The organism is Nostoc sp. (assembly GCF_036917315.1).
Lineage (GTDB): Bacteria > Cyanobacteriota > Cyanobacteriia > Cyanobacteriales > Nostocaceae > Nostoc.
The window spans coordinates 110521-134983 of the sequence record NZ_JBALDR010000012.1; the positions used below are offsets into that span (position 1 = coordinate 110521).

Here is a 24463-nt window from a genome sequence, read left to right on the forward strand (position 1 = left end):
GTGCCAATAGTTATGTCCCAATCTACCCAGCTGCCGAAAACCAGTCAACTGAATGAACTTAGTACTCTAGAACTTGCTCAAGCCCTGATGGAAAGACTGAGCATTTCCCCTAACGATTGGCATCGCCTCAAGTCTAACCGCAATTCCCGCGCTAATGAACAAGTGGCAGCAGCTATTGTGTATCTTTTAAAGGATCAGCCACAAGAAGCTCAAGCGAGATTAGAACAGGCAATTGGTTGGTTAGATCGCTCTATTTCTGCCCCTCCCTGTCCAAGTCACGGAAAATAAGGAATAGGGAATAGGGAGTAGAGAATAGTTAGTCAAAAACAATCAACTAATAACTTTTCCTACTCCCCTTTACCATTCCCCACTCGCCTCTTATCGTCGCAGAGATAAACGGGGACGATTTTCCACTTGTTTACAAAGCCTCAATTCTGTGCCTTTGCGGTTCCACTCCACCCGATCAAAAATTTGATGTAGAAGACATAAACCACGACCATTTTCTGACTCATCTGGTGGAAGATAGTCTGTTGGTTCTTCATTACTAGTAGATGAAGGAGTAAAGCCACTACCCTGGTCTGATATTATCCACCAATATTGATTATCTATTACGGAAAAACGAACTACGACTGTTTTACTCGGATCGAGATTATTACCATGTTTAGCTGCGTTGACTAGAGCTTCTTGAAGTCCTAGCCGCAGTTCTGCTTGTAATATTGCTGGAATTTCTGCCAACAATAAGTCTAATATGGGACAAAGGTAGAGGGTTGAGGCAAAACTAATAGTGCCCCAATAACGTCCAACTGGACGGAGTGAAATAGTAATCACAAGAGAAACCCCATAGCTTTCAGTTAGCTAGACATCAGTTTGCTATTACAGTCACCCTGATAAAACTTGAGGTGGTCATGCTGCCTTCAAACTTGCGTCTTTAAAACTAAATTTTGAAAATGCTAGGGAGCATTGGCTCTATAACTATGAATTGGGATTGTTTCGAGATATCGGCTGGAATAAGTTTGATAATGAAGTCAGCAAATTAAGAATATGCTGTTAATTTTAGAGAGTATTGGCATACTCTAGTTAGTTGCCGATTTATAATTTACGCAATCTTCTTCATGTTTTTAATAACCCATGCAACTTGAATTTATTTAAACAAAATGAATTTTTATTTTTGCCTTAATTCAATTTTAGCATCTTTAGTATGCACTAGACTAAAATTTTCAAATTTCAGTTTTTTTGAAGGAATTACTACCCTTGTCAAAATGTGATAGCACAAGAAAGGCGGCAGTTTCAACATGAGCAGTTTGAGGAAAAAAATCAGCAGGTTGTACCCGTGTGATGGTATATTGCCCATCTTGACAAAGCAATTTTAGGTCACGGGCGAGGGTAGCTACTTTACAGCTGACGTAAACAATCCGAGATGGTTTCAATTGCCGTAAAGTGTCGATGACTGCGCGATCGCACCCCTTACGTGGTGGATCGAGTATTACTACTTCTGGTATTGTGCCCATTTGGGGAAGCAATTTCTCTACTGCCCCGACAAGGAAAGTCACATTATCAATTCCGTTGCGGTGGGCATTCAAAATTGCTTGTTCTACTGCTGCTGCTTGCACTTCTAATCCTGTAGCAACACGTACTTTTTTGGCGAGCGGTAAAGTTAAAGTCCCAATACCACAGTAGGCATCAACTAGCAACTCATGCCCTTGAAGATTGAGTTCTGATTGAATTACCTGCAATAGTGCCTCTGCTGTTTCGGTATACACTTGGAAAAATGTATCTGGGCGTACTTGAAATTCCAGTCCAGCAAAATTTTCACGCAGGTGGGGTACTCCAGCGATGCAACGGGTTTCCGATCCAAAGATAGCATTTGTGCGATCGCTATTGCGATTGAGCGACACTCCCACTAACTGCGGATAGCGCTTTAACCATTCCTGGGCTTGGGTTTCAATTCCTGATAAATTCCAATCCTTTACCACCAAAGTCAGCAACATTTCTCCAGTGTGTCGGCCAATGCGTAAACCGAGATGGCGAATTTGTCCAATATGGCGCTGTTCGTCATAAATTTGCCAACCCTGTTGTTGGATATCCTGCTTAACTTCGGCAAGTAAGGGATTTAATCGCGCATCTTGAACTGGACATTGATTTAAGTTAATTAATTGGTGACTACCTTTTTGATAGTAACCAGCCTGTACTTGTTCTGTTGCCGATAGCGAGAGAGGATATGTAGATTTGTTACGGTAGCCAAAAGCAGAAGGGGCAGCAAGTACCGGATCTACTGGTGGTTGAATAAAACCGCCAATGCGTTCTAAAGCTTGGATAACTTGATTTTGCTTGGCTACTAGCTGGTAATCATAATTAATATGCTGCCACTGGCAACCACCGCACTTGTCAGCCACAATACAACTAGGTCGGATACGGTGAGGAGATGGTGACAATAGCTGTTGGAGCTTACCGTGGGCGTATTTCGGTTTAACATGAACCAAGCGAACAATGACGCGATCGCCTGGAACAGTATCTGGGACAAACACTACACGCTCATCAGCACGCCCCACACCATCGCCTGTATCACTCAGATTAGCGATCGTCACTTCAATTAATTCACCCTGTTGCCAAATTATTTTAGTCATTAGTCATTAGTTATTGGTCATTAGTCATTAGTCATTGGTCATTGGGAAAACACTTTCTTCGTTCCCAATCCCCATTACCCCTTATCCCCAGAGGGGGCCCCACCATCCCCAATCCCCAGTCCGCAGTCCCCAGTCTCCCCAAACAGATAAATTCAATACATAAGTAGCTCCGATCCCTTCACTTGTGTACCTCCAACTCGCTAAACTAACAGATAATATTTCAGGTGATTTCAATAATCATGACTGTAATTAGCCAAGTTATTCTCAAAGCCGACGACGAACTGCGTTATCCCAGCAGTGGCGAACTTAAAAATATCAAAGACTTTTTGCAAACCGGCGTACAACGGACGCGGATTGCGGCTACCTTAGCCGAAAACGAAAAGAAGATAGTTCAAGAAGCAACCAAACAACTTTGGCAGAAGCGTCCTGACTTTATCTCCCCTGGAGGTAATGCTTACGGTGAACGCCAACGCTCTCTATGTATCCGTGATTTTGGCTGGTACTTACGCCTAATTACTTATGGTGTACTTGCCGGTGACAAAGAGCCAATTGAAAAAATCGGTTTGATTGGTGTGCGGGAAATGTACAATTCATTGGGCGTTCCCGTGCCTGGAATGGTAGAAGCGATTAATTCCCTCAAAACAGCTTCCCTTAGCTTACTGAGTGCGGAAGACGCTGCTGAAGCAGCACCTTACTTTGATTACATCATTCAAGCGATGTCTTAATACAAAGTGTGTGCTGGTTCTAGAAGTTTACTTCCGGTCTACTAGAGTGAGTGCAAGATATTAGCACTCGATAGGCATAAGATCCCCAATTTGATCATACCCTCCCCACATTTGGTAGTGACTATGGCAAAATCTCTGTCAAGTTACCAAGCAATTGTGGGGAAATTTTATGCATATGGGCATGGGGCACTTGCGTTCGGCTTCTCTACGAGATGCTACGCGTAGCTTGCTTCCCCCCAGGGGTACGCTCAGGGGAAGTGGGCATTGGGCATTTAACTGATGACAAATGATAAATACAAAAAACCGACAGTCCTTGATTAAGGCTGTCGGCTATTAAGTGTGTTCCCTATTAATGACTCGGCTAGAGTTCAGTTGTCATTAATTATGCCTAGTTAGCGAGATGAAGGAGACGATCCTAATCATCGATATGTGTGATTCTCGTCACTTGATTGTTACATCTAAACTGCATATACCCGAATAATCTCTGAGTGAGACTAGACTCACGTAAGTAAAGGAGCTAGAAATTTCACCAAGATTAAAAAATCAAGTTATCTTTAAAGACTAAAGCATTTGGTGTGCTAATTATCTTCATCTTGTCTAGTTCATGGTCAGAAGCAATCCTGTTGACTGCATTCTGAGGTTGTACTACCTCTCGATACAATAAACAAGTTTGCTTGTAAGAAAGGCTGCACAAGCATCTTCTGCCAGTATTTATCAAGATGGAAATACTGCTATTTAGTTAGAGTTTAAATTGAAGAGCGATCGCGCTTCAATTAAGAACTGCACTTACAGGGCAAGTAAATCGATAGAATAATGCTCTGTCCCCCCAGAGTGCATTACTTCCATGACTGCAACCTCAAAACCAGCCTTTTCCCCCCAAGAAATTGCTGCTGAAGGTCTTAAACCAGAAGAATACGCAGAAATTGTCCGTCGGCTAGGCCGTCATCCCAACAAAGCTGAACTGGGAATGTTTGGCGTCATGTGGTCTGAGCATTGTTGTTACAAAAATTCTCGACCCCTACTCAAACAATTTCCCACCGATGGCCCCCGCATCCTGGTGGGGCCTGGTGAAAATGCTGGTGTTGTAGACTTGGGTGACGGACTCCAACTAGCTTTTAAGATTGAATCTCACAACCATCCCTCAGCAGTTGAACCCTTTCAAGGAGCCGCAACGGGAGTCGGAGGTATTCTCAGAGATATTTTTACAATGGGTGCGCGTCCCATTGCCCTATTAAACTCGTTACGCTTCGGTTCCTTAGAAGATGCCAAAACTCAAAGGCTGTTCCAAGGCGTAGTGGCAGGAATCTCTCATTATGGTAACTGTGTGGGAGTACCCACCGTTGGCGGCGAAGTTTACTTTGACTCTGCTTACTCTGGTAATCCTCTAGTGAACGTTATGGCATTGGGGTTGATGGAAACCTCAGAAATCGTCAAATCTGGAGCATCTGGCTTAGGCAACCCCGTGCTGTATGTTGGTTCCACTACTGGGCGCGATGGTATGGGAGGCGCGAGTTTTGCTAGTGCAGAATTGAGCGATCAATCCATAGACGATCGCCCTGCTGTACAAGTGGGCGATCCATTTTTGGAAAAGTCGTTGATTGAAGCTTGTCTGGAGGCGTTTAAAACGGGTGCAGTTGTCGCCGCCCAAGATATGGGAGCTGCGGGAATCACCTGTTCTACCTCAGAGATGGCTGCAAAAGGCGGTGTGGGAATTGAATTAGATTTAGATAAAATTCCCGTCAGAGAAATGGGAATGGTTCCTTATGAATATCTGCTTTCGGAATCTCAAGAACGAATGCTGTTCGTTGCACACAAGGGACGCGAGCAAGAATTAATTGATATTTTCCACCGTTGGGGACTTCAAGCCGTTGTGGCTGGGACAGTTATTGCTGAACCTATTGTGCGGATTCTCTTTCAGGGTGAAGTAGCAGCAGAAATTCCCGCTGAGGCTTTGGCGGAGAATACCCCACTATATAACCGGGAGTTATTGGCAGAAGCGCCAGAATATGCGCGTCAAGCTTGGGAATGGACTCCTGATTCCCTACCTCTTTCTACAATTGCTGGGATAGAACTTCCAGGAGGACTGCAAAGTTGGAATGATATTCTCTTAACTTTGCTCGATACACCCACGATCGCTTCTAAAAATTGGGTATATCGTCAGTACGACCATCAAGTACAAAATAATACAGTAATGCTGCCAGGTGGCGCAGATGCGGCTGTTATCCGTTTGCGCCCTCTGGAAGAGGACAAGGGGACAAGGGGACAAGGAGACAAGGAAACCCTCAATGCCCAACGCGGTGTTGCAGCAACGGTAGATTGCAATCCTCGTTATGTTTATCTTGACCCTTACGAAGGAGCTAAGGCAGTGGTGGCAGAAGCTGCACGCAATCTTAGCTGTGTGGGTGCTGAACCTCTGGCGGTGACGGATAATCTAAATTTTGGCTCTCCAGAAAAACCCATTGGTTACTGGCAATTGGCAGAAGCTTGTCGCGGTTTGGCGGAAGGTTGTCGAGAATTGGCAACACCCGTCACGGGCGGAAATGTCTCTTTGTACAATGAAACTTTTGATTCTCAAGGCATCCCACAACCCATTTATCCCACTCCTGTTGTCGGAATGGTGGGCTTAATTCCCGATATAACCAAAATTTGTGGTCAAGGTTGGCAAGCAGCCGACGATGTGATTTATCTTCTCGGATTGCCTCTGGCATCGGAAATCAGTTTGGGAGCATCTGAATATTTAGCCACTATCCACGATACTGTTGCCGGAAAACCACCACGGGTAGATTTTGGCTTGGAACGTCGCGTCCAGAAAGTTTGTCGTGAAGGAATTTGTAATGGTTGGGTACGTTCAGCCCACGATTCTGCTGAGGGGGGAGTGGCGATCGCACTAGCCGAATCTTGTCTTGCTGGCAATCTGGGTGCTGAAATCAATTTAGAAATAACACCAACACAGTTAAACCGCCTTGACGAGGTGTTGTTTGCCGAAGGTGGTGCCAGAATTTTAGTTTCTGTAGCATCAGCACAACAAGAAATTTGGGAATCATATTTACAGGAACATCTGGCTCAAGAGTGGCAAAAACTGGGTGTAGTTAGTAATTTTGAGACGGGTTTGGGGGTTTTCACCACTGATAACCAAACCTTAATCAAAGTTAGTATCGAAGATATGAACGATCGCTATTCCCATGCGATCGCCAAACGTCTCGCCATCCATACCACTACTTCTGAGCGCTGAATGCGGAGTATTTAGACTTCACTCACAACTTTTAGCGTCTCTGAGCAAATTTACGGTACTGTTTTAATGGATGGTTAAAGATTTGTTAAGAACTCCCCAGCCATCTATATAATCCCAGTGACTGACTACCAATTTTAGATTTTGAATTTTAGATTTTGGATTAGAGGCGTTGCTTCTAGTTCATATCTTGCTCTTACTGGGCAAAAAATCTAAAATCGCCATTCTAAAATCCCAAGCCGCATCTTTACTACGGTGCGATCAATCCAAAAGACGCTCTCTACGAGACGCTGCGCGAACGCGGACTCGCTAACGCTCCGCTATCGTCAATCGTTCGACTGAGCGTAGCCGAAGTCTCAAATCCAAAATTGATTGACCCCCCACCAGGAGCAAAGCTAGCATGATTTCTATTCATTCTGTCACTTCGGATGAATACCCCGACCAGACCAACAACCCAATCAATAGTCATGAAAATCAACCTGACAAGCCCGAAGAAGCTTGTGGTGTTTTTGGCATCTACGCCCCAGGAGAAAACGTTGCTAAACTGACCTACTTTGGATTGTATGCCCTCCAGCATCGGGGTCAAGAATCAGCTGGTATTGCCACCTTTGAGGGGACAAAGGTACATCTCCACAAGGATATGGGTTTGGTGTCTCAAGTTTTCAATGAATCTGTCTTGGATCAATTGCCCGGTAGTCTTGCTGTTGGTCACACTCGTTATTCCACCACAGGTTCTAGCCGCAAAGTTAATGCCCAACCCGCAGTACTAGAAACCCGTTTGGGTTCATTAGCTCTTGCACATAATGGTAATTTAGTCAATACTGTGCAACTACGTCAAGAGTTGCTTGACAATAAATGTAACTTAGTGACAACAACAGACTCAGAAATGATCGCTTTTGCGATCGCAGAAGCCATAGATACGGGCGCTGATTGGCTAGAAGGTGGAATTCAGGCATTTCAACGTTGCCAAGGAGCCTTTAGTTTAGTTATTGGCACTCCCGTCGGCGTTATGGGTGTCCGCGACCCTAATGGAATCCGCCCCTTAGTAATCGGCACTTTGGCTGGTAATCCAGTCCGTTACGTTTTGGCTTCCGAGACTTGTGGTTTAGACATCATTGGAGCCGAATACCTGCGAGACGTAGAGCCAGGTGAATTAGTTTGGATTACTGAAGAAGGTTTAGCTTCTTATCATTGGAGTCAAAAATCTGAGCGGAAATTGTGTATTTTTGAAATGATTTACTTTGCCCGCCCTGATAGCGTTATGCACAACGAGAGTTTGTACAGCTATCGAATGCGATTAGGACACCAGCTCGCTAAAGAATCTTTTGTAGATGCCGATATTGTCTTTGGTGTTCCTGATTCTGGTATACCTGCTGCTATTGGATTTTCTCAAGCGTCTGGTGTCACTTACGGCGAAGGATTGATTAAAAATCGCTATGTTGGGCGAACCTTCATTCAACCAACCCAAACCATGCGGGAATCGGGTCTGCGGATGAAACTCAACCCCCTCAAAGATGTGCTGGTAGGTAAACGAGTAATTATTGTAGATGACTCGATTGTACGGGGTACTACCAGTCGTAAACTAGTCAAAACCTTACGTGACGCAGGTGCAGTAGAGGTACACATGCGAATTTCTTCTCCGCCTGTAACTCATCCCTGCTTCTATGGCATCGATACCGATTCTCAGGATCAGCTAATTGCTGCTACCAAGTCAGTGGAAGAAATTGCCAAGCAACTGGAAGTAGACAGCCTCGCCTATCTGAGTTGGGAAGGAATGCTAGAAGCGACACGAGAAGACACCAATAGTTTCTGCTCTGCCTGCTTCACTGGAGATTACCCCGTCACCATTCCTGAGCAAGTCAAACGTTCTAAGCTGATCTTAGAAAAAGTAGTGGTATAAAAACTGGGAGATTAGGGAGATGAGGAGGAAGGGTTAAAATCTTCCCCAGTACCCAATCCCTAGTCTCTAATCCCCAGTTCAATTACGAATTGTTACTACTGGCTTCATCTGGGGATGATTCTGATTTTTCTGGCTTGAGTAAAGGGAAGGCGATCGCATCTCGAATACTGGCACAATCAGTTAATAACATCACCAAGCGATCGATCCCAATCCCTAAACCACCTGTAGGCGGCATCCCGTATTCCAAAGCTGTCAGAAAGTCCTCATCCACACCTTGGGCTTCCAAGTCGCCAGCAGCTTTCCGCGCCGCTTGTGCTTCTAAACGTTCTCTTTGATCGATGGGATCGGTAAGTTCTGAGAAGCTATTCCCAGTTTCTCGCCCGACTATAAATAACTCAAATCGTTCTACCAAACCAGCTTGAGAACGGTGAGGTTTTGCTAGGGGCGAAATTTCTACAGGGTAATCAATTACAAAGGTAGGTTGAATTAAATTGGCTTCTACCTTCTCTTCAAAGGCTAAATTTAGTAACTTACCAATTGATTGGGCTTCATCTATACCAGGAATGCCAGCATTTTTACTTGCTGTTTTTGCTTCTTCCAAACTTTGGAACGAATTAAAATCCAAGCCTGTAAATTCTTTAACTAAATCGTGCATTGTCACCCGCCGCCAAGGTGGTGTCAAATCTATCGGTTCCCCTTGGTAGGTGATTTCCAATGTGCCGAGTACCTCTTGGGCAACAGTAGTAATAATCCCTTCAGTCAACGCCATCATATCGTTATAGTCGGCGTAGGCTTGGTAAACTTCAATCGTCGTAAATTCAGGATTGTGTCGAGTCGAAATTCCCTCATTGCGGAAAACCCGCCCCAATTCAAACACCTTTTCAAAACCACCCACAATCAACCGTTTGAGATGAAGTTCTGTGGCAATTCGCAGATACAACTCCATTTCCAAAGTGTTGTGGTAGGTGATAAATGGACGCGCATCTGCACCTCCAGTTTCACTTTGCAAAACTGGCGTTTCAATTTCCAGAAAATCCCGCTGTTCTAAATAGCGGCGGATACCAGCAGTAATTTGAGCGCGACGGCGGAAAGTTTGCCGCACTTCTGGGTTAACAATCAAGTCAACGTAGCGCTGACGATAGCGCTTGGCAACATCCGTTAATCCATGCCACTTGTCGGGTAGGGGCAACAGGGATTTAGTAAGGATAGTATATTGTTTAACGTAGACAGATAACTCGCCCTTTTCAGTCCGTTTAATAGTACCTTTAACTCCCAGGATATCGCCTGCATCTGTGAGTTGTTTTAAATGATTGAAGGCATCAGCATCAATATCTGCCATGCTTTCTTGGATGCGATTTTTATCCAAATAAAGCTGAATTGTGCCAGTTTCATCTTGCAAGGTGAAGAAAGCCAGTTTACCAAAAACGCGACGCGCCATAATGCGTCCGGCGATCGCAACTTCTAAATCAACTTCTTCACCACTGACTAAATCGGCAAACTTTTCTTGCAACTGCGCTGTATGATGGGTAGATTCCCAACGATAGGCATAAGGATTAGTCCCTAGCTGCTTGAGTTGTTCTACTTTCTCCAGCCTTGCGGCTCGGATATCTTCTTCCGACATGGTAACGAACTAAATAGGGCAAGATTAATTATAGATGCTGCCAAAGTTGAGAGTAAGAGATAATCGCCTAAAAGTGATATGCGATGGCCAAAGGAAATCCAATGATACAAACTAGAGTGCGCCTGTAGACTGTAAACGAATATCATCGAATATTTGAAACGGGTATTATTACAGAGGATGAACGGGTAGAACTGATTGATGGACAAGTTATCCCGATGAGCACCAAAAATCCTACCCATGCAGCGACAACGCTTTGTACATCTGACTATCTCAAGCGGCTGCTAGCAGAAGTTGCCTTAGTTCGCGTGCAAAATCTCCCAATACCCCGAACCTGAGCCAGATATCGCTGTTGTCCGCACCGATTCGCGAAAGCATATCGATCGCCATCCCGCACCCAATAAAATCTTTTTATTAACTGTCCTTGCGTATTTGTCAAGATTTTGAGATATTAAATTGAAAAATCAATTCAGATAGAAACTTATGACAACCGAGCAAGAGCTTCAATCCCTTTTTAATAGCTTAGATGGCGATCGAGACGGCAAAATCTCCATTAACGATCTTTTTTTAAGTCCTGGCTTAAGTGCAATCATCTCATCAGAAACAAATACCACTAGTCCCCAAGAGTTACTAGTACAGTATGATTCGGACAAAGACGGTAGTATTACCTTTGAAGAGTTAAAGGAAGCAGTTGAGAAAGCAAATAATTTAAACTAGCAGTCAAAAAATCAACGCCACACTCACCCCAAAATCTCTTTCTAGCCCACACTAAATCCCTCTCTAGGCAACTATTGAGGGATTTGCCTTTATTTGCCCCTTAGTGACACTTTGCTATCCTCTACATGAACTTCATTCTTGCTAGTAATAACCTACCATCGACTCTGTAGCCATCTCTCAGAGGGTTTTCGATTGGTTAATGATTTTGACTATAGTCTTGATGAACTCCGAATTAGACTTTTGTCAACAGCAGAATTAACAATGACGCTTTTACTAATGACAGGTTACAACAGAATATTGTATAAAACGAAACTTGTTTTATTCTGCTGAAGCCATAAATAGCTATGTTCCTAACCCCTGTTATATTGGATGTCCTCTTTACCCTGCTGAAAAGTGCTGCTTATAGCCTTGGGCAAAAACTTGGAGAAGTTGCTGGTGACTATATCGGCTCCAAGGTTGAGCGTTCGAGTATTTCTGCTTTGTTACCATCTTCAGTGAAAGAAGACCCTCGTTATGTGGAAGCATTAACAAAATATGAGCAAAGTTTTACTCATGCCAATCAGCTTAAAGAACAAGAATTACAACAGCAGAAGGAGTTTAGTAAACAACTTTTGGAACTGTTGCGGGAATGGCAAGCAAATCAAATTCAGGGCAAGCTCAAAGAAATTCAGGCAATTTTTGACCAGAAAAACTTAGCGACTATTTTTAGTCGAGAAGAAAGCTATAACATTTTGGTAGAGGGGCAGAGAAAACACCGTTTATTAGTATTAGTTTCACCGCCAAATGTGAGTCCAAGTTGCCCATCATCTTTACAACATGACCTACAAATAGAACTACCAGAGAAGTTAAAAACTTTCTTGAATCAGTATTATAGTCTCGATAGTAATTTATGCCCTGTTGAATGTTTTGGCGACTATTTTAACCGTGCAATTGGGGATGCAGATATTCGTCAGTTACAGACAATTTTAGCTCCCGTGCCAACAGTTATATTACATAGCAAAGTTACTGATTATGAAGTTTACTTTCACGTCAATTTTTGGAATCCGCAAAGCAGCGCTATTGCGAAGTTTTCTATAGCAGCTTGGAACTGGGAAGACGCAAAGGAATCTTTACAAACAGTAGGTAATAACGAGACGCAAGCTATCCGCATCATTCGGCAAATTATCGTCACAGTTCAACAACTTTTAGCAGCTTTTGTTGCTGATTGGTATTATCTAAATCTCAACCCAACTTATGAACCACAATTATTTTATCTAGAGTCAGCTTTTGTATCGGGTGGTTTAACAAGAGACTTGGTGAAACCGTACATTAACAGTTTACAAGAAATTCAGCAGCAGCAACGGGAAGCTTATGAGCAGAAGTTAATGGGACTCAGACGAAAAATAACCAAAAAAGAGCCTAAAAACTATACACAGAATGATTTGGACATCGTTTTGCTTAGTTTCTTGATATATATGGGTTTCAGCCATTTTTGAACATTTGCTGTATTTCTCTTACCCATACATAAGTTTGAGCCTTCTTTCTCTCTTGAAAATGTTTAAGTCTCGATTTACTAGTATTATTGAACCCTTTACTTCTGTTTTATTTTTAGCAAATGTCTAGATGAAACAGCCTTCATTTTCAAGTTAGTAAATTGCACGATCGCCTTTACTAAATCTTGCTGTTCTGGTTGCAAATTTAGTTTTTCTAGGGCTTGATTAATATTATTACCAGCCCGGAGATTGTGATTAAGTTGGGCGCGCTGGGATGAGTTTAAGACTGCCGCAATTTCCCTGTTTCTTCTCTGACGCACAGCCTGGAGTTCCTGGCGTTGTAGGGGAGTCAGGTTAATCTCTGACGAGGTGGAGTAGCTTGCAGTTTTGGTAGTTTGGGCGAAAATAATACCAGAAGTAGTATTGATTTGAACGGGTGCAGCTACGGCAATTCCCGGCATGAAGAGGACAAGAGCAAGAATATTAGCTAACACAGATAGCCGTTTTGTCAAGTAAATTGCCATATTGAGAAATATCTAGTACACTGCGGCGGAAGTTTGCTTACTTTAACAAGTTGCTCAAGTCCCAAAACCAGGAATTAAACGCTTGAGGGCACGACCAGCAACGTCGCCATAGCGCAGTTCTCCACACAGAATCTTACCCATAATTTTCGCACCGGAAGGACGCTTAACACCAACTTTGTAGCCAATGCCAGGAAAGCGATAAAATGCTCCCCCTAATTTTTGCGCCCAAGCCATCTCAGTACCCCATTCTTCATTAATCGCTTCGCTATATTTTTCTAAAGCGTTGGTATCACCAGAAAGTGCCTCATTAATGGCTCCTGCTGCCATTAAACCGCTAAAAATTGACGGACGAATGCCTTCTGCTGTCATTGGATCGACTACACAAGCAGCTTCCCCAGCTAAAACTGCATTTTGAGTATGCAACTTTTGGTTGCCATCCCACAAGCAAAGAGGATAACCATATTGCTTGCCAGTTTTGATATCTACATTAAACGATCGCGCGTACTCATCTAAAATTTTCTTAAAATCCTGGGGTTTGCCGCCGACAAATGTACCGACACCAATGGAATAACCGTCCGCTTTCGGGAAGTTCCAAATGTAACCGTTTTTCACCAAGCCAAACTCGAAATGAATTGTAGATTTATCCTTGACCTCCGCGGCAACTTCTGCTTCCAAAGCTCCTGCTAAACGGCGTTTACGATCTTTGAAGCCTAGCCATTTTGCCATTGGCCCTTTGACACCATCAGCCGCGATTAAGTAGCGACCTGTAACTGAGCCATTAGCTGTGTTAACTTGCCAGTAGTCGCTTTGAAACTCAATACCTGTTACTTCCGTATTATCTCGTAGTTCAGCTCCTTGCTTTTGCCCTTGCTGCACTAGGAAATGGTCAAAAATATCTCGTCGCACCATCCAGACTGGTTCTTTTGTGGCGATTTTTGCTTCTACGGGGTCGCCCAAATTCCAGGTAAAGCGAAGGGAGTCAGCTTTTACAGAAATTACTGGGCTAAAATCAAAGTCGAACCATTGAGCGATCGCTGGAGATACACCACCACCACAAGGTTTATATCTTGGCAGAGACTCTTTTTCCAACACTAATACTGAGCGACCTTGTTTGGCTAAATGATATGCAGCTGTTCCACCAGCTGGCCCAGCGCCGACGATGATGCAGTCGTACATATTGAATTTTTGCTCCAGAATTAGTTTATTTTCTATTGAGTAGGGGCAATTTATGAATTGTTCCTACTTTAATTATTCATGTCTACTTACTTACTCGATCAATTTTTCTAAGATTTATGCAATAAGTTAAGAAATGATAAAGGCTGAAGAATTTATCCATTATCCTTCAGCCTTTATGCTTAAGACTTAAGACTTTAAACAGTCGTAATGTCTTTTTCTTTTTCTGCCAACAGCGAGTCTATTTTGGCAGTATACTCATTTGTCAATTTTTGCAAGTTGTCTTGTTGGTCTTTTGATTCATCTTTGGAGATTTCAGAGGCTTTTTCCTGTTTGCGAATGGCGTCTATGGCATCGCGGCGAATGTTACGAATAGCAACACGGCCCTCTTCAGCATATTTGGATGCCATTTTGACGAATTCTTTACGGCGTTCGCTGGTTAAGGGCGGAATATTTAACCGGATTACAGAACCGTCGTTACTGGGTGTTAAACCCACATCTGAGAGGGAAATAGCCTTCTCAACGATGTTTAGGGTGTTGCGCTCGTAGGGTTGAATTAAGATTGTCGTAGCATCTGGCGTGCTAATATTTGCCAGTGATTTCAAGGAAGTAGGCGAACCGTAATAGTCCACCAATACCTTATCTAATAGACTCGCATTGGCGCGACCAGTGCGAATCGAGTTAAAAGCTCGTTGAGTTGCCTCAACAGTTTTTTGCATCGTACTTTCAGCTTCAGCTAATTTCACAAGAACCTCCCACAAGGGTGCCGATGGATTCTCCCAAGACTGCTCGGTGGATATTTCCTCGCACCGTTAGGTCAAATACCAGAATTGGGATATTATTTTCTTTACACAAGGCGATCGCAGTACTATCCATCACCCGCAAATCTTGGGCTAAAACGTGCGCGTAGGTTAAGCTATTGTAACGCTTGGCGTCAGGATAAATATGAGGATCGGCATCATAAACTCCATCTACTTTGGTGGCTTTAAAAATCACCTCAGCATCGATTTCTGCTGCTCTTAATGCCGCAGTCGTATCTGTAGTAAAAAAGGGATTTCCAGAACCAGCACCAAAAATTACCACCCGTCCTTTTTCAAGATGACGGATGGCACGACGACGAATATATGGTTCTGCTAATTCTTGCATAGCGATCGCGGTTTGTACTCGCGTCTGTACTCCTATGCGTTCTAGCGAATCTTGCAGCGTCATGGCATTCATTACCGTGGCAATCATCCCAATATAGTCAGCGGTTGCCCTGTCCATCCCCGCCGACGCTGCTTTGACGCCACGAAAAATATTGCCGCCGCCAACAACTATGGCGATTTGAGTACCAGTGGCTATCACCTCTGCTAATTCTTGTGCTATTCCTTTGACCACTTCGGGATCAATGCCATAGCCCATGTTGCCCATTAAGGCTTCACCGCTCAGTTTGAGTAAAACCCGTCGGTAATTCGTTCCCATGAAGTTACGCTTTATCAAAAAAGTTGCAATTGCCTCCAATTTAAGATAACAGTTACAGGGACTATCTATGTCTAGTTACGCCAAATCAATGTAGTACCTACTGGTTCTGTTTGTGGTATGGCTATTTCTTCACCTTTAAACAGAGAAGCGATCGCACTTCTCAAATAATCCTCTCCCACTGAAAATGGCTCTTGGGGATGATTATCAATTTTACCTTTATAGCGGACTATACCGTTAGTATCTATGAGAAAAGCCGTTGGTGTTTTTGTTGCGCCGAAACTACCGGTCACATCTTGCGTTGAGTCCCACAGGTAGGGGAAGTTCAACTGGTGACGTAGGGCAAAAGCTTTCATATTTTCAAAGCTTGACCTAGTGTCGTAGTCAACATTACTACCATTCAGTCCAATTAGTGTGAAGCCTTTTGGGGCAAATTCGGCTTGAATGTTTTTTAGTCTGCCTAAATACCGATCGACATAAGGGCAGTGGTTACACATGGAAATAACGCCAACTGCTCGGAACTTCTCAAGATAACGCCTGAGATGGTGTACTTGACCATCAATTCCTGGCAATTCAAAATCTGGTGCGTAGCTCCCAACGGGAGTATCAATTGTTTCTAGTAGATTCATGATTTCTGGCCCGCAGAACTAGGAACAAGAAAAATATTGTTAAATTCAGCGTCAGTTTCCAGTTGCAAACCACCCCTTAGCCGATGCCTCATATTCGCCAATCTTATAGACCAAATTTGCGATCGTAAATTGTGAAACTACTGAATCTAGCACTGATGCTAATTCACTCAAATCTAAAAAATAGCCCAAATATTACTCACATTAGAGAAGTTATGATTTCTAATACTGACATAATCTCAGTTGTGAGTAAATTATCTCTATAAAGAAGACGAAAACTCTCTACACTGGATAAATTTATCAGCTTAATGCTAGTATTATCGGCCTATAAGCTTTTGTGGTATATGTATAGGCTATCACTAGAGCCAAGGATTTATTTTGAAAATCTGATAAATTTTATGCAAATTCAAAACAATTTTACTTGTGCCTTGCTGCTAAAAAGCTTTTAGCATTCTTTACATCAAATTTATCATGACAACCTCAAGTTCAAAAACAGCACTTAACTCTACAAAAACCTGGATTTGGCAAGATTTTCCGATCTGTTACCAAACCCAAGGGACTACTGGGCCAGCTGTTGTCCTGGTGCATGGATTTGGTGCTTCTTGGTGGCACTGGCGAAAAAATATTCCGGTATTAGCGGAAAATTGCCGTGTTTATGCGATCGATTTGATTGGTTTTGGGGCTTCTGCAAAACCTCAACCTGGTGAAAAAATTACCTACACATTAGAAACTTGGGGACAGCAAGTCGCAGATTTTTGCCGTGAAGTTGTCGGTGAGCCAGCTTTTTTAGTGGGAAATTCCATTGGCTGTATTGTCGCCATGCAAGCAGCAGTAAGTAATCCAGATATTGCCTTGGGAGTTGCTTTACTCAACTGTTCTTTACGGCTGTTGCACGATCGCAAACGGGTAACTTTACCTTTATCTCGTCGTTACGGAGCGCCTCTACTGCAACGCCTGTTATCTATCAAACCAGTTGGCGATTTCTTTTTCAATCAACTCGCCAAACCGAAAACGGTGCGGAAAATTCTGCTGCAAGCTTATGCAAATGCTGACATGGTGACAGATGAGTTGGTAGATATTCTCACTTCACCAGCAAGCGATATGGGGGCTAGTGCTGTGTTCCTGGCTTTTACTTCTTATTCTACAGGGCCATTACCTGAAGAACTTTTGCCACTGTTACAGTGTCCAGCGATTATCTTGTGGGGAACAGCCGATCCGTGGGAACCAATTAAGTTAGGGAGAGAATTAGCTAACTTTCCGCAAGTAGAAAAGTTTATTCCTTTAGAGGGAGTGGGGCATTGTCCGCAGGATGAAGCGCCGGAGTTAGTCAATCCGATTTTACTCGATTGGATTTTGGAGCGATCGCGGTAATAAACTCTGCTCAATTTTAATGTAATGGCTGGTATTGAATATAATCAAAAAGATTTATTTTTTGTTGATTGAGCCGATACGAAAAATTTACTTTCTACTACTTTTTTGTACCCAGATTATATTTGGGGTATGTTTATCGAGAGTTTAATCACTTTAAATGTTCTCCTTCTTTAGAAGGAGAATACTAGCCTTGCCAGGATCGGGGCGACTTTGCTGTTCCCACGCTGTTCAGAATCTATAGTTTTTGACTCAAGTTCGCTCACAACCGTCATTGCAAATACTTCCATCGGGCAGGACAGTGTTGCAAAAAATAGCACCTCCTTTCTCAATTCGGTTCAGGTTGATCGGCTTGACAGGAGTATATCTCAGATAAGTGGCAAAAATGTAGATATCATCAATGCTGGCATCTCTAGCACCTCTGAAGTCAGCATCTCTCAAGTTGGCGCTGTCGAAGTCAACTTCACTCAAAATAGTATTTCTGAAGATAGCTCCAGAAAGGTTGGCATACAGGAGACGGACAATAGACAGAGAAGCACCACTCAAATTAGCCAAGGCCAGATTAGCACCTACGAGACTGCTTTCGCTCAAACTAGCACCTCTCAATTTGGCACTGCTCAGGTCAGCATTCTCCAAAACGACATCTACCAGAACAGTACTTTCCAAGTTGCTACTACTCAGATTAGCACTTATCAAGCCGCTTTCTTCGCAGTAGCAGTTCCTCAAACTAGCACCTCTCAGGTTGACATTGCAGAGATTTACCATTCTCAAAGCAACATTCTCCAAAATGACACCACTCAAATCGGCTCCTCTCAAATCAACCCCACTAAAATCTCTCTCCCCAGCAGCATATCGACTCAGCAGTTCCTCTCTATCCATAACTCAATTCCAGGATTAATTTACACCTGTCTCTTATTTGCTCAATTAGGAATAGCACTCAAGGCAATTACTAACTTAAAACTAACTGACTTAAGAAGAAGGCAAGTGCTGCACTGCCCAAAGGAACTGTCAAATTGTCAATACCCAAAAATGAAACAGCTTCTAAAGCCGTAGCTATAACTGCGACTAAGAGTGATACTGCCCAAGTTTGCCAACTGTTTCCTTGAGTTCCAACTAAAATCAAACTACTGACGACATAGCTAACGAGCATCATAGTTAGGGAGCCTTCCCAACTTTTTTCTGTGCCAAAAACTTTATACTTATGTTTACCAAAACGTTGCCCAATTAAGGCTGCTAATCCATCTCCCCAAGTCATTACCAAAATTCCGAGTGCTGCGTACTGGGGTTGTTGTAAATACCAGAACCAGGCAACTAAAATACCGAAACTGACAGAGTAAAAAAATGTCCCTAAGCTTTGCCGTCCAACGCTATTAATACCAGGAAGAATTGGTAATCGGTAGGATAATAAGGTGATTGCACTCGCTAAAATAGAAGCTGCGATCCCTACACTGGCGGGAATATCTAGCCACCAAGCGATTAAAATCACATTACCAGTGCCAATATGAACTATCTTCCGCACGATTTCTGGCTTGTCGGCAAAGCGGTTTACTACCCATGCAATCAGAAGGATGAGTAACACCCAAATTGCAGCCGACGCGATTTGCAGCCAGAAAACCGGAATTGAGGTGGAGTCAGAAAATGTAATTAGCAAAGATGCAACAAAATGAAAATTTTTACCTCTGTTACTAATTTATAAGATTTGGGTAGCTGCAATGAAATTATTATTTATTTGGCTGATTCGGGGCTACCGAATGTTTATCTCGCCGTTGTTTCTCCCGACTTGTCGCTTTCAACCAACTTGTTCGATGTATGCTATTGAAGCTATTGAACGATTTGGTGTGTTGCGTGGTAGCTGGATGGCAACTCGGCGGATTTTGCGCTGTCATCCGTTTCATCCAGGTGGTTACGATCCAGTGCCAGAGGTGGTGGAAAAAGTGAAGGAGGAGTAGTTTTGTGCAAATGGTGGGGAATTGAGGGGTGAAATTTAAACGCAAAGGGGCGCAAAGGGAAGCGCAGAGGGACGCAGAGAATGAGAAGAGGGGGAAATTATTAAAGGATGTGTTCGTGGGTATAGATAGCTATTTGGGGAGATGTCAACAGATGAGGTTGTCATCTAGCGTGGGAAGGTTAAATAATTTAATTTAGACTTACGATGATTAATCCTACTGCGATTTCTATACCTGAACCACAAATTCCTACTCCTGGGCCGAGTCCGCTACCTAGTCCCAATCCTGAGCCGAATCCGCTACCTAGTCCCGAACCTGTACCGGGACCAGCGATACCCCAACCCTTACCGGGGCCTGTACCAGAACCAGTACCTGCTCCCATTCCTCAGACGGTTCCAGGGCCAATTCCCCAAACCATACCGGAACCTGTTTAGATTACCTTGGTAATGTAATCCAAAATCTCAAATCTAAAATCCAAAATGCTAAGAGCCGGAATTGTCGGACTTCCCAACGTCGGAAAATCTACTTTATTTAATGCTGTAGTTGCTAATGCCAAAGCAGAAGCAGCTAACTTCCCTTTTTGCACGATTGAACCGAATGTCGGCGTTGTCGCAGTCCCGGATGAACGGTTAAATGTTCTTGCTAAGATTGCCAGCTCGGTACAAATTATCCCGGCGCGGGTTGAATTTGTAGATATTGCCGGTTTGGTTAAAGGTGCTAGTCAGGGTGAGGGACTAGGGAATCAATTCCTGTCCCACATCCGGGAAGTTGATGCGATCGTCCATGTGGTACGTTGTTTTGAAAATGACGATATTATCCACGTTGCTGGTTCTGTTGACCCAGCACGAGATATTGAAATCATTAATATAGAACTGGGTTTATCAGATTTATCACAAATTGAGCGGCGAATTGACCGTACTCGTAAACTAGCTCGTACTAGCAAAGATGCACAGTTTGAAGTCTCAGTTTTAGAAAAATTAGCTGCGGCTTTAAATGAAGGTAAATCGGTGCGTCAGGTGAGCTTGAATGAAGAAGAAACAGAAATTATTAAAGGATTAGAACTGCTGACTTATAAGCCGATTATCTATGCCGCCAATGTATCTGAAGATGAGTTGGCAACTGGTAATCATTTTGTGGAAACAGTCCGGCAAATTGCATCGACAGAAAATGCTCAAGTTGTGATAGTTTCGGCCCAAGTTGAAGCCGAATTAGTGGAATTACCAGAAGAAGATAAAGCTGATTTTCTTGCGTCTTTAGGTGTGGAAGAAGGGGGTTTGAAATCATTGATTCGGGCAACTTACACGCTTTTAGGCTTGCGGACATATTTCACTTGTGGCCCTAAAGAAACCCGCGCTTGGACAATTAATGCGGGAATGTCTGCACCTCAAGCTGCTGGTGTAATCCACAGTGATTTTGAGCGGGGATTTATTCGCGCCGAAACTGTTGCTTATAAAGATTTGGTAACAACTGGTTCGATGAATGCTGCGAAGGAGAAAGGGTTGGTTCGCAGTGAAGGTAAAGAGTATGTTGTGCAGGAAGGGGATGTAATGTTGTTCCGATTTAATGTGTAGGGGTAATTAATTAATGTGTGGCCGTTATCTTTGAGATAATGGTCAACCTACACGAAGTTGCGTAGGCTTTGCCCCCCGTAGGCATCGCACCAAATAAATTGACAAATATTCTATAATATGCGTCAAAATATGCAAGGCGATCGCAAATAAACCAGCAATCCAAAATCTAGTTAGCTACTCCCACCCACAATATACAGATAAGAACCCAAATTCTCGTCGTCTGTACCAACTACTACACCGCCTTCTGCACCAGGAACAAGTTCCATAGCTTCAATTTTGTGATAATCAGAGCGGTAGAGAGGAACAAATTGAGAATTTTGCCGCCATACAATTTTGTTTTCACGCAATCCCAAGTAACCAGCGATATATACAGCTGAATGAAATGGCCCATCATCCCCAGCATCACTTGCTGAGGTGATGTACACAATTCCTACGGGGTCTACTTTAATATCTGAAATATGGCGAACATTGCCAGATGGAAACGGTACTTTCAGATTGGCAGAACCTGCGATAGTAATTTGATATTTAGCTAAATCAAATATTCCCCAAAAAATAGTTGCTGGTTGTTCGCCTTCACCTCGATGCCCCCAGATAGCAACTAATTTCCCATCTATATTTTGTAATCCAAATGCTTCAAAATTATTTTTTTGAATAATTCCTGGTAGATTGAATTCCTTAAGAACCGAGATTGTCTTATTGGCAGGCTCTAACCTGATGTAATAAGCTTTTCCAGAACTGCTTAAAGCGATAAAAGAGGATTTTGTCTTTTCTGGAACAGATGTTAAAGCTTCTAAGTCAATGGGCAATTCTATGTTATTCGGCCAGCTTAAAGGGAAATATTCAGGTTGGTTTTTACCCTTAATGCTGATGATTGCTAAACGACCTTGGTTTTTTTGTTTGTTGTCATGGGCAATCAGAAAATTTAGTGTATTGCTTTGTTGCTCTATCAAAGCCATACCACTGATACCGAAAGGGATTCCACCGCGAACCGGACGCCAATCTTGCGCCCAAACTTGCTGGGATATAAGTAACAATATACCCAAGACTACTATATTGATGATTAACCTAAGAAACCTAGGCATATTGATTTAGCCAAGCTGTGAGTATAGGTAAAAGGAGTGGGTTAACGGATGCTCAATCATATCAAATCCAGGCAATTCGTACCCACATCAATAAAGCAGCCTTTTGTACTCACTGCTAACAGGATATTTACGTAATTTATTGACTCACAATAAAACTTTCTGTAAAGAAAGCAATAATTCGTTGACAGTATAGGGCTTCGACAAAAATGTATTGACACCAATAGCTGCTACTGCACTAAGCTTATTGTCAGACATGAGTCCACTGCTGGCGATAATTCTGACTTGGGGGTTGATTTTTTGTAAGGTACGTATGGCTGTTAAACCATCCAGTGAGGGCAGCATAATATCCATGAGGACGGCACTAATTTTGTCTCTATTTTGAGCATATAGTGCGATCGCCTCAATGCCATCACTGGCAACTAAGATTTTGTAGTTGTGAGCTTCTAATGATGTTGTCGTAATCTCTTGAATGGCGGCTTCATCATCCACAACCAAAATCAATTCTCCATGTCCTGTCTGTGGTGGCAAATTTTCGGGGTTGCGTGTTTCTATTCCCCCCACTGCTGGCAAGTAAACCTTAAAGCTAGTGCCACTTTCCAGTTCACTATACACGTTCACAAAACCTCCGTGACTTTTAACAATTCCCAATACTGTGGAAAGTCCTAAACCCGTGCCCTGTCCGACATCTTTTGTAGTAAAGAATGGCTCGAAAATTCTATCTAGCATTTCTTTAGGAATCCCAACTCCGGTATCGGAGACAGTAATCACTATGTAAGGCCCTTCTTTGGCTTCTAGGTTCATGCGGGCATAATTTGCGTCAATCAACATATTTTCAGCAGAGATACTCAAAGTACCGCCATTGGACATAGCATCGCGGGCATTAACGCAGAGGTTCATCAGCACTTGATGCAGTTGAGTACTATCTCCAGAAACCATCCACAAATCTTGCGGTATATTAGTGCTGATTTCTATCGATTTGGGAAATGTCTCTTTAAGAATCTTGGCAATTTCCACAATTATATGTCTGAGTTGCAAAGTGATGTGCTTCCCTTCTACACCCCGCGCAAAGGACAGCACCTGTTTAACTAAATCAGCACCGCGTCTAGCGTTAATTTCTAAAATTTCTAGGAGATGACGAGTCCGCTCATCTGCATTAGGAAATTTCAGCGGTAGCAGTTGCGCTCCTGCCAAAATCGGTGTCAGGATGTTGTTGAGGTCGTGAGCAATACCACTAGCTAAAGTGCCAATACTTTCCAGGCGTTGAGCGCGAAATAATTGGGCTTCTAGGTGCTTTTTCTCGGTAATATCTGTGTCAACGGTGAGAATTGATTTGGGTTTTCCTTGTTCATCGCATACCAGAGTCCAGCGACTAGCCACAAGGACTTCTTTGTTCATTTTAGTAAGTTTTGTTAATTCGCCCTGCCACTTACCTTTACTAATGGCTTGCAATAGAGCCGCTTCAATTTCCGGTGAAGGTTCGTCATACAAAAGTTCGCTAGCATTTTTCCCCCAAGCCTCTGTAGCTTGCCAGCCGTAAAGTGTTTCTGCACCTTTATTCCAGAAGATAATTTGATTGTTTAAATCTCGGACGCAAATGGCATCTGTGGTGACATCTAGTAATGCTGCTTGTTCGCGAATTTTTTCTTCTGCCAATTTGCGATCGCGTAGCGCAGCTTGTCGTTCGCTAATATCTATACTGGCGCATGTCACCCCAACAATTTCTTGGGTTTCATTCCGTAGCGGCTCGACGGTTAAATCATAATATCGCGTTGTATCTTTGATGGTAATTGATACTTCCTCTCGCGTTCCGATACCTGTAGTCAGCACTCCACGTTTAATTGCGATTAGACGTTGAGCATCTTCTACTGGGATGATATCTAAGTCTTGTTTGCCCAATATTTTCTCAACTGTCAATCCAGATGGGGGATTGTAAACCCAGGTGTACCGTAAATCTCTATCCTGGTTATAGACAAAGATTGGAGAGCTTTTGAGAGCAACTCGAAATCGCTCCTCGCTCTGCTGCAGTGCGTTGTCTGCCCGTTGGCGTTCGATGGCATAACGCATAGATCGCACCAGCAAGTCACCAGTTACTTGCCCCTTCACTAAATAATCTTGCGCTCCTTGTTGCATTGCTCTAGTTGCCAGCGTTTCATCATTTATACCCGTTAGCACAATGATTGGAGTTGCTTTTGCCTGATTGTGAGCAATGACAAAGGTTTGTAAGCCCTGGCTATCTGGCAGCGAGAGGTCTAATAAAATAACATCAAAAGTTTCGTTTGTTAGCTGGTTGACTGCTTCATAAAGCCGTTCAACGGGCATTAACTCAACTACAACTGTGCTAACTTCCTTAAATAACTCTTGTAACAATAAGACATCACCAGGGTTGTCTTCTACTAACAAGACTTTAATAATATTTTTACCTGCCATTTC

22 protein-coding genes are annotated in these 24463 nt (G+C 43.1%); 10 read left to right on the forward strand and 12 right to left on the reverse strand.

From position 1 onward, the window contains the following. Positions 1-12: 12 nt before the first annotated feature. Positions 13-288 (forward strand): DUF6439 family protein, encoded by a 276-nt coding sequence (locus tag V7K84_RS05415; protein ID WP_334836820.1) that lies wholly within the window; start codon positions 13-15, stop codon positions 286-288. Positions 289-378: 90 nt separating this feature from the next. On the opposite strand, the gene V7K84_RS05420 is transcribed toward V7K84_RS05415, so the two are convergent. Both V7K84_RS05420 and rlmD read right to left on the reverse strand, forming a co-directional pair. Continuing rightward, complete coding sequence (locus tag V7K84_RS05420; protein WP_334836821.1) at positions 379-828, reverse strand: ATP-binding protein; 450 nt, start codon at positions 826-828, stop codon at positions 379-381. Positions 829-1217: 389 nt separating this feature from the next. Continuing rightward, on the reverse strand, positions 1218-2624 hold the full coding sequence (rlmD, locus tag V7K84_RS05425) for a 23S rRNA (uracil(1939)-C(5))-methyltransferase RlmD (RefSeq protein ID WP_334836822.1): 1407 nt from the start codon (positions 2622-2624) through the stop codon (positions 1218-1220). A 239-nt stretch (positions 2625-2863) separates the two neighbouring features. Here rlmD and V7K84_RS05430 point away from each other — a divergent pair, with 239 nt between their 5' ends. The 3 genes from V7K84_RS05430 (at position 2864) to purF (ending at position 8478) form a co-directional block, all read left to right on the forward strand. After that, complete coding sequence (locus V7K84_RS05430) at positions 2864-3349, forward strand: allophycocyanin subunit alpha-B (RefSeq protein WP_094348587.1); 486 nt, start codon at positions 2864-2866, stop codon at positions 3347-3349. An 844-nt stretch (positions 3350-4193) separates the two neighbouring features. Then, positions 4194-6581 carry a phosphoribosylformylglycinamidine synthase subunit PurL gene (purL, locus tag V7K84_RS05435; protein WP_334836823.1) on the forward strand — a complete coding sequence of 796 codons (2388 nt, stop codon included), beginning with the start codon at positions 4194-4196 and terminating at the stop codon, positions 6579-6581. A 397-nt stretch (positions 6582-6978) separates the two neighbouring features. Continuing rightward, positions 6979-8478: an amidophosphoribosyltransferase gene (purF, locus tag V7K84_RS05440; protein ID WP_334836824.1), complete on the forward strand. Its 1500-nt coding sequence runs from the start codon at positions 6979-6981 to the stop codon at positions 8476-8478. An 82-nt stretch (positions 8479-8560) separates the two neighbouring features. On the opposite strand, the gene lysS is transcribed toward purF, so the two are convergent. Then, complete coding sequence (lysS, locus tag V7K84_RS05445) at positions 8561-10099, reverse strand: lysine--tRNA ligase (protein WP_334836825.1); 1539 nt, start codon at positions 10097-10099, stop codon at positions 8561-8563. A 480-nt stretch (positions 10100-10579) separates the two neighbouring features. Here lysS and V7K84_RS05450 point away from each other — a divergent pair, with 480 nt between their 5' ends. Then, positions 10580-10813 carry an EF-hand domain-containing protein gene (locus V7K84_RS05450; protein WP_094348581.1) on the forward strand — a complete coding sequence of 78 codons (234 nt, stop codon included), beginning with the start codon at positions 10580-10582 and terminating at the stop codon, positions 10811-10813. Positions 10814-11157: 344 nt separating this feature from the next. Further along, the gene (locus tag V7K84_RS05455; protein WP_334836826.1) at positions 11158-12288 is read left to right on the forward strand and encodes a hypothetical protein; all 1131 of its coding nucleotides are present in this window, start codon (positions 11158-11160) and stop codon (positions 12286-12288) included. A 95-nt stretch (positions 12289-12383) separates the two neighbouring features. Here the strand turns inward: V7K84_RS05455 and V7K84_RS05460 are convergent, their stop codons facing one another. The 5 genes from V7K84_RS05460 to V7K84_RS05480 all read right to left on the reverse strand — a co-directional run bounded on the left by V7K84_RS05460 (position 12384) and on the right by V7K84_RS05480 (position 16069). Then, on the reverse strand, positions 12384-12809 hold the full coding sequence (locus V7K84_RS05460) for a hypothetical protein (protein WP_334836827.1): 426 nt from the start codon (positions 12807-12809) through the stop codon (positions 12384-12386). A gap of 54 nt (positions 12810-12863) precedes the next feature. Next, positions 12864-13985, reverse strand: coding sequence for a geranylgeranyl reductase family protein (locus V7K84_RS05465; protein ID WP_334836828.1), 1122 nt, complete (start codon positions 13983-13985; stop codon positions 12864-12866). 194 nt (positions 13986-14179) lie between these two features. Beyond that, complete coding sequence (gene frr, locus V7K84_RS05470) at positions 14180-14728, reverse strand: ribosome recycling factor (RefSeq protein ID WP_292730245.1); 549 nt, start codon at positions 14726-14728, stop codon at positions 14180-14182. Next, positions 14715-15443, reverse strand: a complete 729-nt coding sequence (gene pyrH, locus V7K84_RS05475; protein WP_094348577.1) for a UMP kinase — start codon at positions 15441-15443, stop codon at positions 14715-14717. The genes frr and pyrH overlap by 14 nt, the downstream gene beginning before the upstream one ends. Positions 15444-15514: 71 nt before the next feature. Further along, a complete protein-coding gene (locus V7K84_RS05480) occupies positions 15515-16069 on the reverse strand; it encodes a thioredoxin family protein (protein ID WP_334836829.1) in 555 nt (184 codons plus the stop codon). Between the two features lie 468 nt (positions 16070-16537). On the opposite strand from V7K84_RS05480, the gene V7K84_RS05485 reads away from it, so the two are divergent. Then, the gene (locus V7K84_RS05485) at positions 16538-17437 is read left to right on the forward strand and encodes an alpha/beta fold hydrolase (RefSeq protein WP_334836830.1); all 900 of its coding nucleotides are present in this window, start codon (positions 16538-16540) and stop codon (positions 17435-17437) included. 249 nt (positions 17438-17686) lie between these two features. On the opposite strand, the gene V7K84_RS05490 is transcribed toward V7K84_RS05485, so the two are convergent. Together V7K84_RS05490 and V7K84_RS05495 are read right to left on the reverse strand one after the other, a co-directional pair. Continuing rightward, positions 17687-18313: a pentapeptide repeat-containing protein gene (locus V7K84_RS05490; RefSeq protein ID WP_334836831.1), complete on the reverse strand. Its 627-nt coding sequence runs from the start codon at positions 18311-18313 to the stop codon at positions 17687-17689. 70 nt (positions 18314-18383) lie between these two features. Continuing rightward, positions 18384-19085, reverse strand: a complete 702-nt coding sequence (locus V7K84_RS05495; protein WP_334836832.1) for a diacylglycerol/polyprenol kinase family protein — start codon at positions 19083-19085, stop codon at positions 18384-18386. A 61-nt stretch (positions 19086-19146) separates the two neighbouring features. Here V7K84_RS05495 and yidD point away from each other — a divergent pair, with 61 nt between their 5' ends. From yidD to ychF, 3 genes are all read left to right on the forward strand, one after another. Beyond that, positions 19147-19383 carry a membrane protein insertion efficiency factor YidD gene (gene yidD / locus V7K84_RS05500; RefSeq protein ID WP_012412579.1) on the forward strand — a complete coding sequence of 79 codons (237 nt, stop codon included), beginning with the start codon at positions 19147-19149 and terminating at the stop codon, positions 19381-19383. A gap of 203 nt (positions 19384-19586) precedes the next feature. Then, entirely contained in the window at positions 19587-19814 is a 228-nt protein-coding gene (locus tag V7K84_RS05505) for a hypothetical protein (protein ID WP_196508711.1), read from the forward strand. Positions 19815-19859: 45 nt separating this feature from the next. Beyond that, the gene (gene ychF, locus V7K84_RS05510; protein ID WP_334836833.1) at positions 19860-20951 is read left to right on the forward strand and encodes a redox-regulated ATPase YchF; all 1092 of its coding nucleotides are present in this window, start codon (positions 19860-19862) and stop codon (positions 20949-20951) included. A 170-nt stretch (positions 20952-21121) separates the two neighbouring features. Here the strand turns inward: ychF and V7K84_RS05515 are convergent, their stop codons facing one another. Then, positions 21122-22033, reverse strand: coding sequence for a hypothetical protein (locus V7K84_RS05515; protein WP_334836834.1), 912 nt, complete (start codon positions 22031-22033; stop codon positions 21122-21124). Between the two features lie 144 nt (positions 22034-22177). Then, entirely contained in the window at positions 22178-24460 is a 2283-nt protein-coding gene (locus V7K84_RS05520) for a hybrid sensor histidine kinase/response regulator (RefSeq protein WP_334836964.1), read from the reverse strand. Positions 24461-24463: the final 3 nt, after the last annotated feature.